Raw genomic sequence first — 13,220 nt, 5'->3', positions numbered from 1 at the left:
TGGTGCTCGGCCAGTCCGAAGCGCAGACGACGCCGGCACGTGGCCGGCGTCGTCGCTGACGATCCCGGGCGCGTCAGCTCGACTTGCCGGGCTGCTTGACCAGGCGGAGATAGGGTTTCTGCTCGTCCCAGCCCTCCGGGAACAGCGTCCTGGCTTCCTCGTTGGTCACCGACGGCACGATGATGCAGTCGTCGCCGTTCTGCCAGTTCACCGGGGTGGCCAGCTTGTGCGTGTCGGTGAGCTGCAGGCTGTCGAGTACGCGCAGGATCTCGTCGAAGTGGCGCCCGGTGCTGGCCGGGTAGGTCAGCGTCAGGCGGATCTTCTTGTTGGGATCGATGATGAAGACGCTGCGCACCGTCAGGGTGTCGTTGGCGTTGGGATGGATCATGTCATAGAGGTCGCTGACCTTGCGGTCGGCGTCCGCCAGCAGCGGAAAGTTCAGGGCGCAGCCCTGGGTCTCCTGGATGTCGCCGACCCAGGCCTTGTGGTCCTCCAGGGGGTCGACGGAGAGCCCGATGACCTTGGTGTTGCGCTTCTCGAACTCCGGCTTGAGGCGTGAGACCTCGCCGAGCTCGGTGGTACACACCGGGGTGAAGTCCTTGGGATGGGAGAACAGGATGACCCAGCTGTCGCCGGCCCATTCATGGAAGTGGATGGGCCCCTCGGTGCTTTCCTGGGTGAAGTCGGGGGCAGTGTCGCCGAGTCGTAGTGACATGGTTTTCTCCAGATCATAAGGTGTGACGGCCTCGCCCCGGCGAGGCCGGTCGGCTTGCGCGCAGGAGCCGTCCCCACGGGACGACCCCGGCCATCGCTCCGGCAGGCGGTGCCATCAGGGGGCCGGGGCGGCGGCTCCCAGGAAGCGTTCCTGCCAGTAGTCCTGGGACAGCGAGGTGATACTGACCCGCCGACCGCGGCCGGGAGCGTGAATCATCTCGCCATCGCCCAGGTAGATGCCCACGTGGCTGGCCTGGCCCCGCCCGGCGGTGGCGAAGAACAGCAGGTCGCCCGGCCTTGCCCGTTCGATCCGCGGCAGGCGCTCGTATTGTCGGCGGGAGGTCCGCGGCACCCGTATGCCGGCCCGGGCGTAGACCCGCTGGACCAGCCCCGAACAGTCCAGGCCGCGGGAGGAAGTGCCGCCATAGCGGTAGGGAGTTCCCAGGGTCTGGCGGGCCTCGGCCAGGATCAGGGCACGATCCACGCTGAGCTGCAGCGTATCGCGGGTCGACAGCTCACGCCCCGCGCAGCCGGCGAGGGCCAGGATCATCAATAGCCACCCGGTCTGGCATCCGAGGCGTCGCAAGCGGGCGTTGGTCGGCATGCGCTGTCTCCCCTGCGTCCTGCCTCCACTCTAGTCCGCCAGGACCGGGCTTGTGAATATCAGCGGAAAGCGATTCGAGTGCCGTGGGTCAGCATCTCGTCCGGGGTCATGGCATGGCCCGGCACGCCGATCATCTCGTCGCCGCACTGGTCGGCCCAGGTGAGGACGCCATGCGTCAGGCCGAGCCCGCCGAGCAGGTCGCGGATCTCGCCGGTGCCGAGGAAGGTGCAGGTGCGCCCCTCCTTGTCGGACAGGGTGGAGACGCCATTGGCATGGTGGAAGCGCACGGTGTAGATGCCGTCCATGGACTCCACCTCGACGATCGGCGACAGGCCATGGGACAGGGCGTGAGACAGCTGCTTGAGGGTGATGTGATCGCCCAGTGACATGTCGATGGCGGTCATGAGGTGCTCCTGGTATCGGTGGGCCGTGTATAGCCAATGTAGAAGCCTTCTCGGCGCCCCGCCAACCCTTAGTGGGGTCAGAAGGCGCCATGGAGAAACGCGGTCGCGGCAGGACCGGCAGGTTGCAGGGGGTGTTGTTCGTGTATAGGTCTTGTATATCATTGACGCACCGCCACGACCGTGCGGGGTGGAAAAGTTCGCCGGTCGCCGCCATACCTGTAGAACGCCTCACCAACCCCCAGACAAGGAGATTCCATGAGCTTCAAGGGCGAGCAGCATCCCGGCGTGAAGACGCCGACCGGCGATACCGACGGTTTCCGCCTCAATCACACCATGCTGCGGGTCAAGGATCCCCAGGCCGCGCTGTCCTTCTACTCGCGGGTCTTCGGCATGCGCGTGCTGCGCCGCCTCGACTTCGAGGAGATGCAGTTCTCGCTGTACTTCCTGGCCAGGCTCGACGACGAGGACCGAGTGCCGGAGGATACCGACGAGCGCACCGTCTGGACCTTCAGCCAGCGGGGCCTGCTCGAGCTGACCCACAACTGGGGGACCGAGGACCAGACCGACTTCGCTTATCATGACGGCAATGCCGAGCCGCAGGGCTTCGGCCATATCTGCTTCTCGGTGCCGAACCTGGATGCCGCCGTGGCCTGGTTCGATGCCAACGAGGTCGAGTTCATCAAGCGTCCCGACCAGGGCAAGATGAAGGACGTGGTCTTCGTCAAGGACGTCGACGGCTACTGGATCGAGGTGATCGAGGCCGCCCGGATGCTGGGCAAGGGCGACTGAGGGCCCGATCCCGTTGACGGCGCGGCATTGATGGGCCGGCGTCAGGGGGATAGGGTCTAGGGCCTGAATCCCACATGGCATGACCTGCCAAGGAGTCCCGATGAAACTGCCCCATCGTCCCCTGACGCTGGCCCTTGCCGGCACCCTGCTGGCGGCCCCGCTGGCCGTGAGCAGCGTGGCCCAGGCCGCCGAGCCTGCCCAGGTCCGCCTCTCCGTCCCGGCCTGGCCGGGTGTCACGGTCAAGACCGCCCTGGCCGCCACCCTGCTCGAGACCCTGGGCTATGAGCCGCGGCAGCAGGAGCTCGGCGCCACCATCACCTACGAGGCCCTTAACCAGGGGGAGCTGGACGCCTTCCTGGCGGCCTGGCTGCCTGCCCAGCAGGGCATGTACGACACCAGCTTCGAGGGCGATGATGTCAAGCTCGTCGACCTGGGGAACAACGTCGATGGAGCCCGCCTGGGCTTCGCCGTGCCGACCTACCTCTACGAGGCCGGCCTCACCTCCGCCGAGGATCTGGACAAGCCCGAGTTTGCCGACAAGCTGGATCGCACCATCTACTCCATCGAGGTGGGCACCGGCATGAGCGATACCCTCAATGAGGCGGTGGACAACGATACCTATGGCCTGGGCGACTGGACCCTCTCCGAGACCTCCACGCCGGGTATGCTGAGCGCCGTGGACAGCGCTCTTGATCGCGAGGAGTGGATTGTCTTCGCCGGCTGGACGCCGCACTGGATGAACATCGAGTACGACGTGAAGTACCTCGACGACACCCAGGACATGTGGGGCCCGGAAGGGGGGCGCAGCGACGTGCGCACCCTGGTGACCCAGGCCTTCGCCGAGGCCAACCCCAATGCCACCCGACTGCTCGACCAAGTCGAGTTCACCGCCGACGACCAGAGCGCCATGATCCGTGGCTTCAGCTACGAGGAGCGTGAGCCCCGTGAGGTCGCGGTCGAGTGGATGCGTGCCAATCCCGGCAAGGTCAAGGCCTTCCTCGACGGCGTGACCACTCGCGAGGGTGAGCCCGCCTGGCCGGTGGTGCAGCAGGCGCTGGAGATTCCCGACGCCTGAATCCCGGTTGCCAGCAACATGACGAGGCCGCCCCGCCCGCGGGGCGGCCTCGTTGCGTTGGCGCAGCGGATTCAACGGCAGGCAGGGATGTCCTCCATGGTTGCCACGCTGCGGTGCTCCCCTCGCCCCGCCCGCCGGGGCCCATGGCCGCCAGCAGGTTGATGGTGGCGCGCTCCTGGCGTTCAGTAGCCGGTCATCTCGAGGTAGCCTTCGCCCCGCGGGAGGCCACCCTCATGGTCGCGCACCGTCACGGCCCCCTCCCAGTAGGGCACCGAGGTGGCCATCCAGCGGTTGGGGTGTCGCGCGGCGACCGTCAGGTCGAGCCCCCGATCCGGCAGGGTCAGCCGCCACCGGGTGGGCAGCTCGCGGCCGGCGACGCGGCGCGTGGTCAGCGGCATCAGTGACAGGGCCTCGGCGTCCAGCGTCCGGGTCTCGCCGTCCGCGGCGATCCAGGTGCCAAACAGGGTCGTATCCGAAGCCGTCTCGCCGCGCAGGTGGTAGACCATCAGCTTGTGGCCGCTCGCCAGGTGCAGCGAGAACCAGTCCCAGCCGCGGTGCCGGGGGGCCATCAGCCGGTTGCCCCACTCACGATCGAGCCAGGCGCGGCCGCTGACCGCCAGGCGCTCGCCCTCCAGGGTGACCGTTCCCGTCACCCGGTAGAAGGGTTGGCTGAGGTAGATCGGTCCCGCGGCCTCGGCGCTCCCCTCGCCGAAAGCCGGCTTGCCATGGCGTACCAGCGGGCCCTGGGCGTCGAGGGCCAGCCGGTAGCCGAAGGCGGCCTCCCCCCGGCCAGCCTCGGCGCTGACCTCGAGGCGGTCCAGGGCATCGCCCGTGCCCTCCGCGACGCGGCTCTCCAGGTGCCAGTCGTCGAGCCAGGCACGGAAGGGTGCGGCGGTGACCCCGGCCTGGTGCCGTTCGAGCGTCGCCTCGCCGACCTTGCCCCGGGCGAAGCGCTCGGCGACCCGGTGGGTGGCGCCGCGGGAGACTGCCACATGCGCCATCCACAGCTGGTCGGCGGCCCAGGCCCCGCTGGTGGGCGCGGTCGGCGGGCGCAGGGCCCGGCGGAACAGGGTCCACTGGATGCCCAGGGGCGCCCCGTCAGGACCTCGGAGGTTGGCGGTGAGGTACCACCACTCGAGGCGGGTGCCGGGGTGCGGGCCGTGATCCTCGGGAAAGGCCAGGGCCGCCTCGGAGGCGAGGGGGGGAAAGCCCTCGGCATCGGCGCCCAGCCCGGCGAAGCCGGCGCGGGGCTCCGTGGGGTCCCGCTCGCAGCCGGCCAGCAGCAGCCCCACGACCAGCAGTCTCCATCCCCTCATGGCGCCTCCTCGGCCAGCAGGGCCCGGGGCGGCGTTCGCCACAGCGCCAGCGACGGCAGCCCCCCCGCCAGCAGGGCGGCCCCCAGGGCGGTCGCCAGGGTCAGCAGCATCCCGCCGGGGAAGACGTGCAGGGGCAGCCGCCAGCCAAAGGCCGCGACGTTGATGCTCCCGACCAGGCAGGCGCTGACAGCCAGGCCCAGCGGCAGGGCGAGCAGGCCCGTGGCCAGGGCCGCCATGCCAAGCTGGGCGAGCTGCACCGCTACCAGCCGGCCGCGTGGCACACCGAGCGCCCATAGCGGGGCCAGCTGCCGGCGCCGCTCCCGGGCCAGGGCCAGCAGGCTCGCCAGCAGGGCCAGGGCCGCCACGGCCAGGGTCAGGGCATTCAGGGCGCGGGTGATGGCGAAGGTGCGCTCGAAGATATCGGTGGCGACCCGCTTCACCTGGCGCTGATCACGCAGTGCCGTCGTGTCGAGATCGAACCGGGTGCGCAGGGCGGACGCCAGGGGCCTGGCCGCCTCGCCGTCGGCGAGCACGATGCCGAGGCTCCCCGACGCTGCCTGGAAGCGGTGGCGCAACTGGGGGGTGGCCAGCAGCACCTCGCCTTGGGGGTTGCCGTAATCGGGATAGATGGCGACCACGCGGAGCCGTTCGCCCCCGTCCGGCGCGGCCAGGGTGAGGCGGTCCCCGGGGACGATGCCCCGGGCGATGGCCAGCTGCTCGTTGACGAAGGCCGCCCCGCCGGTCAGCGCCCGCCAGGCCGCCTCCCGCCCGGCCAGGGTGGCCTTGAGTGGCCAGCCGGGCTTCAGGGTGTCGCCGGGGGTGATGCCGAACAGCGCGACCGGCTGGCGAGGCGTCTCGGCGTCGCCAATCGCCAGCAGGGTCGTCTCGCCGCTGGCGGTGGCCAGGCGTTCGGCCACCTCAGGACGCCCGGCCAGCCAGGCATCGATCTCGTCGAAGCGCGCCGGCGTCGGGCGCAGGTAGAGGTCGGCTACCAGACGCTGGTCGAGCCAGTCGAGGAAGGTCAGGCGAAAGCCGCCGACCATGCTGCCGACCCCCAGGTTGGCGGACAGCGCGATCAACAGGGCCATCATGGCCAGGGCCAGGCGTGGCAGCTGCAGCTGCAGGTCGGCCAGCGCCCACTGGACCAGCGGCCGGCGATGCATCCATCGGCCCAGGCCGGCGAGCCCGGCGGCCAGCAGCGGCGGCAGCCAGAGGGCGCCGGCCAGCAGCAGTGCCGCCACCAGGCCGAAGGCGGCCACCAGGCCCTCGCCGGGTGGGCGTGTGGCCAGCCAGGCCCACAGGCCCAGGGCGAGCAGGGCGCTGGCGGCCCCGGCCAGGGCCTGCCGTCCCAGCTGGCGCTGATAGCCCGCCCGCCAGGCCTGGGCCTGGCCAAGCCCCAGCACCGGCAGGCGGGCCGCGCGCCACAGCACGCCACTGCCGGCGAGGAAGAGCCCGCCCAGGGTGACGCCGAGCCCACCCAGCCAGTAGTGCCAGGGCAGCTGCAGGGTGCGGCCGACCTCGGCGCCATACAGGCTCGACAGGGTGGCGGCCACGTCCGGCAGCAGCGCCCTGGCCAGGCCGACGCCGCTGGCGATCCCGGCCAGCGCGCCGACCAGGCCCAGCAGGGCGAGTTCCAGGGCCAGCAGGCCGATCAGGGTGCGGCCCGGTACGCCCAATGCCCGCAGGGTACGCAGCAGGCTCAGGCGCTGCTCCAGCGCCAGTCCCAGTGCGGCCTGGACGATGAAGAGCCCGACGATCAACGCCAGCAGGGCCATGGCGGTGAGGCTGAGGTGGAAGCTCGCGGTGAGCTCGCCCGGCGCCAGCCGCTGCTCGGCGCGCTCCAGGTCGTAGCCCGGCGGGGCTGCGGCCAGGGCACCGGCCGGCACCACCAAGCGCGAGAGGCCATCGCCGCGCCCCAGCAGCTGGGTGGCCACGGCGATGTCCATCACCAGGGTCGCCGGCGGCAGCGCCGCGCTCGGCGCCAGCGGGGGCAGGCGTCGCCCCCCGGCCAGGCGGGGCGTGGCCCCGCCGGCCGCCTGGCGGGACAGCCCCAGGGCGGCCAGGGTCTCCGGGGCCAGGCGTGTCCGCCAGGGCGGAGTGAGGAAGGCCTCGAGCCCGCTCTCGGCACCCGGCGAGGCGAGGGCACTGTCGCCGGGGAGGGTGAGCGGGTCGATGCCGATCACCGTCAGCCGCTCGCCGCCCGCCGCCGTTACCTCGCCCTCCACGATCGGCGAGACGGGAAGGCCGGCGCGGCGCAGGGTCACGAAGTCTTCATGGTCGAGCGGCCGGCTGTCGGCGGGGGTCAGGCGATCGAGGTCGGCGTCGAACAGCGCCTCGGCGCGAGCATAGCTGTCCCGGGCCGAGGCGTTGATGGCCTGCACGCCGCTCCACAGGGCGCCGGCCACCCACAGGCCGAGCAGCAGCAGGGCCAGCTGGCCGGGGTGGCGCCGGTAGTGGGAGAGCAGGGTGGCCAGGGCCACGCCGAGCGGGCTCATGGCGGCGCTTCCCCGAGGCGACCGTGGGAAAGCCGCAGGCGGCGATCCAGGGGGGCGGCGACCACCGGGCTGTGGGTGACCATCAGCAGCGCACTGCCGGCCTCGCGCACCAGTTCCAGCAGCAGCCTCAGCACCTCGCCGGCGGTGGTCTCGTCCAGGTTGCCGGTGGGCTCGTCGGCGAGCAGCAGGGCGGGGCGGGGCGCCAGGGCGCGGCCGATGGCCAGACGCTGCTGCTGGCCGCCGGAGAGCTGTTCGGGGTAGTGGCGCTCACGGCCGGCGAGCCCCAGCCGCGCGACCAGCCGCGCGGTCCAGTCGGGCGACTCCCGGCCGGCCAGGCGCGCCTGCAGGCGCAGGTTGTCGAGCACGTCGAGGCTCGGCACCAGGTGAAACTGCTGGAACACCAGGCCCAGGCGCTCCCGGCGCAGCCGCGCGCGGCGTGGCTCCGACAGCGACGAGATCGCCCGGCCGTCGAGGCGCACCTCGCCGTGATCGGGCAGGTCGAGGCCCGCGGCCAGGTGCAGCAGGGTCGACTTGCCGCTGCCCGACTCGCCCATCAGCGCCAGGCTCTCGCCAGCCGCCAGGCGCAGGTCGACACCCGCCAGCACCCGCAGCGGGCCCTGGGGCGTGGCGTAGGCCTTGTACACCTGGCGGATGTCGAGCATGACGAGCCTTCCCGGGACGATGACCTTGATCCTCCCATAAAAACGGCGCCACCCGAAGGTGGCGCCGCCGTCAGGCTGGCGCTCTGCCGTCAGTGGCCGTGGCCGGCGGCTGCGTCGTGGGCGTCCTCGTCCTCATGGCCGGGTTCGTCCCTGCCGTCGTCTGCGCCGCCCAGGGCGTCGTGAAGCAGGCGGGCGTTGTGGCGCATCATGCCCAGCCAGCTGCTGGCCTCGCCCTCGGCGGCCAGGGCATCGGCATAGAGGGTGCCGGCGACCGGCAGGCCGGTCTCCTCGGCGAGCTGGTCGATCATCGCCGGGCTGGTCATGTTCTCGTGGAACAGCGCCCCGACGTGTCGTTCGCGGATCACGTCGATCAGCCGGGCCATGTTGGCGGCACTGGGCTCGGCCTCGCTGGACAGGCCCACCGGTGACAGGAAGGTCACCCCGTAGGCCCGGGCGAAGTGGCCGAAGGAGTCGTGGCCGGTGATCACGCTGGTGGACTCGGGCAACGAGTCCAGCAGTGCATGGAGCTCGGCGTCCAGGGCGGCGATCTCCTCCAGGTAGCGTGCGGCACGCGCCCGGTAGGCTTCTTCGTGGTCCGGGTCGGCACTGATCAGCCCGTCGCGGATGTTGGTGACGTAGAGCGGGCCGAGCCCCAGGTCCTGCCAGGCATGGGGGTCCAGTCCGCCGTGGGCGTGATCGTCATGGCTATCCCCGCCGGTCTCGGGGGCGGAGTCGTGAGCGCCGTGCTCCTGGTCAGGGCCCGCAGCATCGTGCGCCCTGTCGTCATGGCCGTGAGCGTCATCGTCGGCCGCCAGGGCGTCCTCGATGCCGTCGGTGGCCACTACCGTCGGCCCGGTATAGTCGCCGGCGTCGGTCAGTCGTGCCATCCAGCCCTCGAACTGCAGGCCGTTGAACACCACCAGGTCGGCCTCGGCCAGGGCCCGGGCATCGGTGGGCCGCGGGGTGAAGACGTGGGCATCGCTGTCGGGGCCCACCAGGGCGGTGACCTCGACATGCTCGCCGCCCACCTGCTCGACCATGTCGGCGAGGATGCTGAAGCTGGCAAGTACCTGAACCCGCTCCGCGGCGGGGGCATTGGCGGACAGGGTGAGCAGCGCCGAGGTGCCGGCGAGCAGGGCGGCTGCCCTGGGCAAGGGCCGGGTCGATGACATCGTGGTTCTCCGATGGCGTCAGGGGGGAGGGGCAGCGTCCAGGGGCCGGGCCGTGCGTCGCCAGCGGGCGGCGAGGCTGTGCTGGCGGCCGAACAGCGCGGAGAGCACATAGGCCACGCCGGCCAACAGGATGATCGCCGGGCCCGAGGGCAGGCTGAGGTGATACGACAGCAGCAGGCCGCCGGTGCTGGCCACCAGGGCGATGCCGATGGCGATGGCGATCAGACCCTCGAGGCGCTGGCTCCAGAAGCGCGCGGTGGTGGCCGGCAGCATCATCAGGCCCACCGCCATCAGGGTGCCCAGGGTCTGGAAGCCGGCGGTGAGGTTGAGTACCACCAGGCCGAGGAAGACGCCGTGCACCACGCCGCCGCGCACGCCCTGGCCGCGCAGGAACAGCGGGTCCAGGCACTCCACTACCAGGGCGCGGAAGATGCCCGCCAGGACGGTGACGATCAGGCTGGCAATGCCGGCGATCAGCACCAGGGCGGTGGTGTCCACGGCCAGGATCGAGCCGAACAACACATGGGTGAGGTCCACGCTGCTGCCGCCCAGCGACACCAGCATCACCCCGGCGGCCAGCGAGATCAGAAAGAAGCTGGCCATGGCCGAGTCCTCCCGATGGCCGGTCATCTGCGACACGCTGCCGGCCAGCACCGCCACCAGCAGCCCCGAGAGGATGCCGCCCAGGCTCATGACCGGCAGCGAGAAGCCGGCGAACAGGAAGCCCAGGGCCACCCCGGGGAGGATGGCGTGAGCCATGGCGTCGCCGATCAGGCTCATGCCGCGCAGCATCAGGAACACGCCCAGCGGCGGGGCGGCCAGCGACAGCGCCAGGCCGGCGACCACGGCGCGGCGCATGAAGCCGTACTCGAAGGGGGCGAACAGCCAGGCGTCAAGCAGTGCCAGCATGGGAGGCTTCCTGAAAGTCGATGGGCAGACGCGGGGCACGGGGCAGCTGGCCGGTGTGATGATCGAGCAGTGCCTCGGGGCTGACCCAGCGGCCGTGGCCGCCGGCCAGCAGCAGGACATCGTCGGCCAGGCGCGCCAGCTGCTCCATGTCGTGGAGCACCACCAGGATGGTGGCACCGGCGCGGGCCATGTCGCGCAGCACGTCCATCAGCATCTCGACGGTCTCGCCGTCGACGTTGGCGAAGGGCTCGTCGAGCAGCAGCAGCTCGGCCTCCTGCATCAGGGTGCGACCAAGCAGGGCGCGCTGGCGCTGGCCGCCGGAGAGTTCGCCGAGCTGGCGGTGGGCCAGGTGCGAGATGCCGAGCCGTGCCATGATGTCCCGCCCCTTGCGGTAGTGGGCCGCGCAGTAGCCCTTGAGGGCGCCATGGCTCGGCCAGGTGCCGGTCATGATCAGCTCCTCCACGCTCATCGGGAAGGTCAGGTCGAGGGCCAGCTGCTGGGGCAGCCAGGCGCAGCGCTCGCGGGGCACGCGGCATTCGACGCGGCCGGCCACCGGGGCCAGCATGCCCATGATCGCTGCGATCAGGGTGCTCTTGCCGGCGCCGTTGGCGCCGATCAGCGCGGTGACAGCGCCATCCTGGAAGCGGCCATCGAGATGTTCGAGCACCGTCTGGCCGCCCCGGGCCAGTTGCAGGTCGTGGAGTTGCAGTCGTGCCATCAGCTTCCCCATCCCGTGGCCCACAGGACCGCCAGCCAGAGCACGGCCAGCGGGGCCAGCGCGAGCAGCAGTCGGCGGGCCGCCGACAGCGACATCAGCGAGAAGTGGCAGGGCCCCTCGGGGCGATGCCGGTGAGTACGGTGCGCCATGCTGGAACGTCTCCGAAAATGCGGAGAAGGTTATAACATAACAATATCGGCACTGGCCACTGTCCCGATGCGCGAATCAGTAGCGCAGCACGACGCCCAGGCGGTCGGGGGCGACCAGCCAGGCATACTCGCCTTTCAGGCGGAGCTCGCCGAACCTCAGCCGGGCCGGCTGGAAGCGGTTGACCGCCGCCATGGCCTGACCCGGCTGGGTGCGCAGCTGCAGCTCGCTGACCAGCATGCCGGTGGCGAAGTTGATCGCGCCATCCCCGGGACGGTCGTCGCCGACGCCGATCACCAGCCCGGCGACGCCGTTCACCGCCAGCGAGGACAGTCTGGCCTGCCAGCTGCGCCGCTGGCGCTCCTCCTCGGCCACCTCCCGCAGCAGGCGGCGGGCGCTGTCGAGGTCGCCTTCGCCATGCTGCAGGCGCCGATAGGCCGCGGGATGCGGCTGGCGGTCGAGGAACAGGCCGCCCAGGGCGAGCGTCGACTTTACCACCCCCACTCGGGCATCGAAGCGGTCCGCGTCGTCGCTCGCCTCGCTGGCCTGCCAGGCGCTCCATGCCAGGCTGCCGGCATAGATGCCGGTCCAGCCTAGCTGCCACAGTTCGGCCTGCCGGGCGCCACGGGACAGGGCATCCGCGTAGGCCTGCCACTCGCTCGACGGCGACTGGGCGAGGGTCGGCAGGGGCAGGCAGAGCAGCAGCAGGGCGAGGCAACGCAGGGCGGGCAGGCGCATGAGACATCTCCAGGGGACGGGGCTTCTGCAGCCTAGCACTGCATCGCCGCTCGAGCAGGGGCGTGTCGTCCTCTCGTGGCTGCCGCCTCTGCCGCAGCGCTTTCGGGCCTGCAGGGACCGGCGGTGGCGCGCTACACTGGATGCCATCCTGTCCTGCTGCAAGGAGCCAAGATGCTGCGTACGACTCCCCTTACCCTGCTGCTTGCCGCCGGCCTCGCCCTGGCGGCCGGCAATGCTCAGGCGACCGGTGATACCGGGCCCTATCTGGGTGGCGGCATCGGCCAGATGCACGGCGATGGCGACTTCGACGACCAGGCCGAGCACTGGAAACTGGTCGGCGGCTACAACGTCGGCTGGCTGCCCTTCCTCGACCTGGGCGCGGAGCTGGCCTATGTGAACGGCGGCACCCTGGACGGGGAGGTCGGTGGTCGCTCGGCGACCCTGGAAGTGGAGAGCGTCCAGGCCATGGGCGTCGCCGGGCTGAGTGTCGGCCCGCTGGGCGTTTACGCCAAGGCCGGCATGGCCGACTGGGACGCCGACCAGCGTGGCCGCGGGGTCAGTCGCGACCGCTCCGGCACTGACCCGGTCTATGGCCTCGGGGCCCGTGTCGGGCTGTTGGGGCTGACCGGCCGACTGGAGGTCGAGCGCCTCGACACCGACGAGATCGGCAATCTCGACATGTTCACCGCCGGGGTGGTCTACACCTTCTGAGGCGGAGCTCAGCGGGGCTTGCGGGCGATGAACTGGACCACCGCCCCGGCCCCGGTGTGCCCCCTGCCTTCCTGAACGTCACGCTCCACCTCTCGGCTGAGCAGGATCTCGAAGTCCGCGAAGGCGGCCTCCAGCTCGGCGGCGGTCGGGGTTCGGTCCGGGGTGTCCGGGCCGCCGGTATCGCGGGGCACCTGGTCCGGAGTATAGGCCTCCAGCAGGAGCAGCCCTCCTGGCGTCAGGGCGCGGGCCACCTGCCGATGCAGGTGTGGTCGCCCGGCTTCGGCCACATGGCAGAAGATCGACACCACGGCATCGAATGCCTCGGCCGGGAAGACATGCTCGGTGAGATCGGCCTGCAGGATCTCCAGGGTCACGCCCTTCGCCTCTGCCAGTCGCGCGGCCTTCGCCAGGCCGACCCGGGACGCATCCACCGAGGTGACCGCATGTCCCAGTTCGGCCAGGTAGACCCCGTTGCGGCCCTCGCCGTCGGCCAGGCACAGCACGCGCTGGGGCGGCGGGCCGAGCCGCCGGACGTGATCGCAGAGAAAGTCGTTGGGCTCGATGCCGTAGAGATAGGCGTCACCGCTGTAACGTTCATCCCACATGGTGACTCTCCTTCATTGCATAAGTTTATCCCTGGACAGCATATCAGGCATCGAGCCGTTTCAGGGCCAATGGGGTCGTTGTGCCAGGACCTCGCGGTCGACGATCTCGAGCTGCCGGGGCCAGGCCATGCTCGTATGCCTGTGCAGTGACCCACCGCTGC

At 70.9% G+C, this 13,220-nt stretch carries 15 protein-coding genes; 3 read left to right on the top strand and 12 right to left on the bottom strand.

Annotated elements, in window-relative coordinates:
* Window positions 1-73 precede the first annotated feature (73 nt).
* The 3 genes from EKG36_RS18165 to EKG36_RS18155 all read right to left on the bottom strand — a co-directional run bounded on the left by EKG36_RS18165 (window position 74) and on the right by EKG36_RS18155 (window position 1,722).
* Window positions 74-715, bottom strand: coding sequence for a peroxiredoxin (locus EKG36_RS18165; protein ID WP_126486631.1), 642 nt, complete (start codon window positions 713-715; stop codon window positions 74-76).
* Window positions 716-829: 114 nt separating this feature from the next.
* Window positions 830-1,318: a C40 family peptidase gene (locus EKG36_RS18160; protein WP_126486630.1), complete on the bottom strand. Its 489-nt coding sequence runs from the start codon at window positions 1,316-1,318 to the stop codon at window positions 830-832.
* A 59-nt stretch (window positions 1,319-1,377) separates the two neighbouring features.
* Complete coding sequence (locus tag EKG36_RS18155; RefSeq protein ID WP_126486629.1) at window positions 1,378-1,722, bottom strand: DUF6482 family protein; 345 nt, start codon at window positions 1,720-1,722, stop codon at window positions 1,378-1,380.
* A 255-nt stretch (window positions 1,723-1,977) separates the two neighbouring features.
* On the opposite strand from EKG36_RS18155, the gene gloA reads away from it, so the two are divergent.
* Together gloA and EKG36_RS18145 are read left to right on the top strand one after the other, a co-directional pair.
* Window positions 1,978-2,511, top strand: a complete 534-nt coding sequence (gloA, locus tag EKG36_RS18150; RefSeq protein ID WP_126486628.1) for a lactoylglutathione lyase — start codon at window positions 1,978-1,980, stop codon at window positions 2,509-2,511.
* Between the two features lie 100 nt (window positions 2,512-2,611).
* Window positions 2,612-3,586 (top strand): ABC transporter substrate-binding protein, encoded by a 975-nt coding sequence (locus tag EKG36_RS18145; RefSeq protein ID WP_126486627.1) that lies wholly within the window; start codon window positions 2,612-2,614, stop codon window positions 3,584-3,586.
* 182 nt (window positions 3,587-3,768) lie between these two features.
* On the opposite strand, the gene EKG36_RS18140 is transcribed toward EKG36_RS18145, so the two are convergent.
* The 8 genes from EKG36_RS18140 to EKG36_RS18110 all read right to left on the bottom strand — a co-directional run bounded on the left by EKG36_RS18140 (window position 3,769) and on the right by EKG36_RS18110 (window position 11,743).
* On the bottom strand, window positions 3,769-4,902 hold the full coding sequence (locus EKG36_RS18140; protein WP_126486626.1) for a lipocalin-like domain-containing protein: 1,134 nt from the start codon (window positions 4,900-4,902) through the stop codon (window positions 3,769-3,771).
* On the bottom strand, window positions 4,899-7,397 hold the full coding sequence (locus EKG36_RS18135) for an ABC transporter permease (protein WP_126486625.1): 2,499 nt from the start codon (window positions 7,395-7,397) through the stop codon (window positions 4,899-4,901). Before EKG36_RS18135 ends, EKG36_RS18140 begins: the two co-directional genes overlap by 4 nt.
* Window positions 7,394-8,059, bottom strand: a complete 666-nt coding sequence (locus EKG36_RS18130) for an ABC transporter ATP-binding protein (RefSeq protein WP_126486624.1) — start codon at window positions 8,057-8,059, stop codon at window positions 7,394-7,396. Before EKG36_RS18130 ends, EKG36_RS18135 begins: the two co-directional genes overlap by 4 nt.
* Before the next feature lie 89 nt (window positions 8,060-8,148).
* Window positions 8,149-9,231 carry a metal ABC transporter solute-binding protein, Zn/Mn family gene (locus EKG36_RS18125; RefSeq protein WP_126486623.1) on the bottom strand — a complete coding sequence of 361 codons (1,083 nt, stop codon included), beginning with the start codon at window positions 9,229-9,231 and terminating at the stop codon, window positions 8,149-8,151.
* 18 nt (window positions 9,232-9,249) lie between these two features.
* Complete coding sequence (locus tag EKG36_RS18120; protein WP_126486622.1) at window positions 9,250-10,140, bottom strand: metal ABC transporter permease; 891 nt, start codon at window positions 10,138-10,140, stop codon at window positions 9,250-9,252.
* On the bottom strand, window positions 10,124-10,858 hold the full coding sequence (locus EKG36_RS18115) for a metal ABC transporter ATP-binding protein (protein ID WP_126486621.1): 735 nt from the start codon (window positions 10,856-10,858) through the stop codon (window positions 10,124-10,126). Before EKG36_RS18115 ends, EKG36_RS18120 begins: the two co-directional genes overlap by 17 nt.
* On the bottom strand, window positions 10,858-11,007 hold the full coding sequence (locus EKG36_RS20545) for a hypothetical protein (protein ID WP_185827609.1): 150 nt from the start codon (window positions 11,005-11,007) through the stop codon (window positions 10,858-10,860). The genes EKG36_RS18115 and EKG36_RS20545 overlap by 1 nt, the downstream gene beginning before the upstream one ends.
* A gap of 76 nt (window positions 11,008-11,083) precedes the next feature.
* Window positions 11,084-11,743, bottom strand: a complete 660-nt coding sequence (locus tag EKG36_RS18110) for a hypothetical protein (RefSeq protein ID WP_126486620.1) — start codon at window positions 11,741-11,743, stop codon at window positions 11,084-11,086.
* Between the two features lie 171 nt (window positions 11,744-11,914).
* Here EKG36_RS18110 and EKG36_RS18105 point away from each other — a divergent pair, with 171 nt between their 5' ends.
* Window positions 11,915-12,454: an outer membrane beta-barrel protein gene (locus tag EKG36_RS18105; RefSeq protein WP_126486619.1), complete on the top strand. Its 540-nt coding sequence runs from the start codon at window positions 11,915-11,917 to the stop codon at window positions 12,452-12,454.
* Window positions 12,455-12,462: 8 nt separating this feature from the next.
* Here EKG36_RS18105 and EKG36_RS18100 read toward each other — a convergent pair whose 3' ends face one another.
* Window positions 12,463-13,059, bottom strand: coding sequence for an SAM-dependent methyltransferase (locus EKG36_RS18100; protein ID WP_126486618.1), 597 nt, complete (start codon window positions 13,057-13,059; stop codon window positions 12,463-12,465).
* Window positions 13,060-13,220 lie beyond the last annotated feature (161 nt).

The sequence above is a fragment of the Halomonas nitroreducens genome, from assembly GCF_003966155.1.
Classification (GTDB): Bacteria; Pseudomonadota; Gammaproteobacteria; order Pseudomonadales; family Halomonadaceae; genus Halomonas; species Halomonas nitroreducens.
Note: the sequence above shows the minus strand (reverse complement) of the source record. Positions and strands in the feature narration are given on the sequence as shown.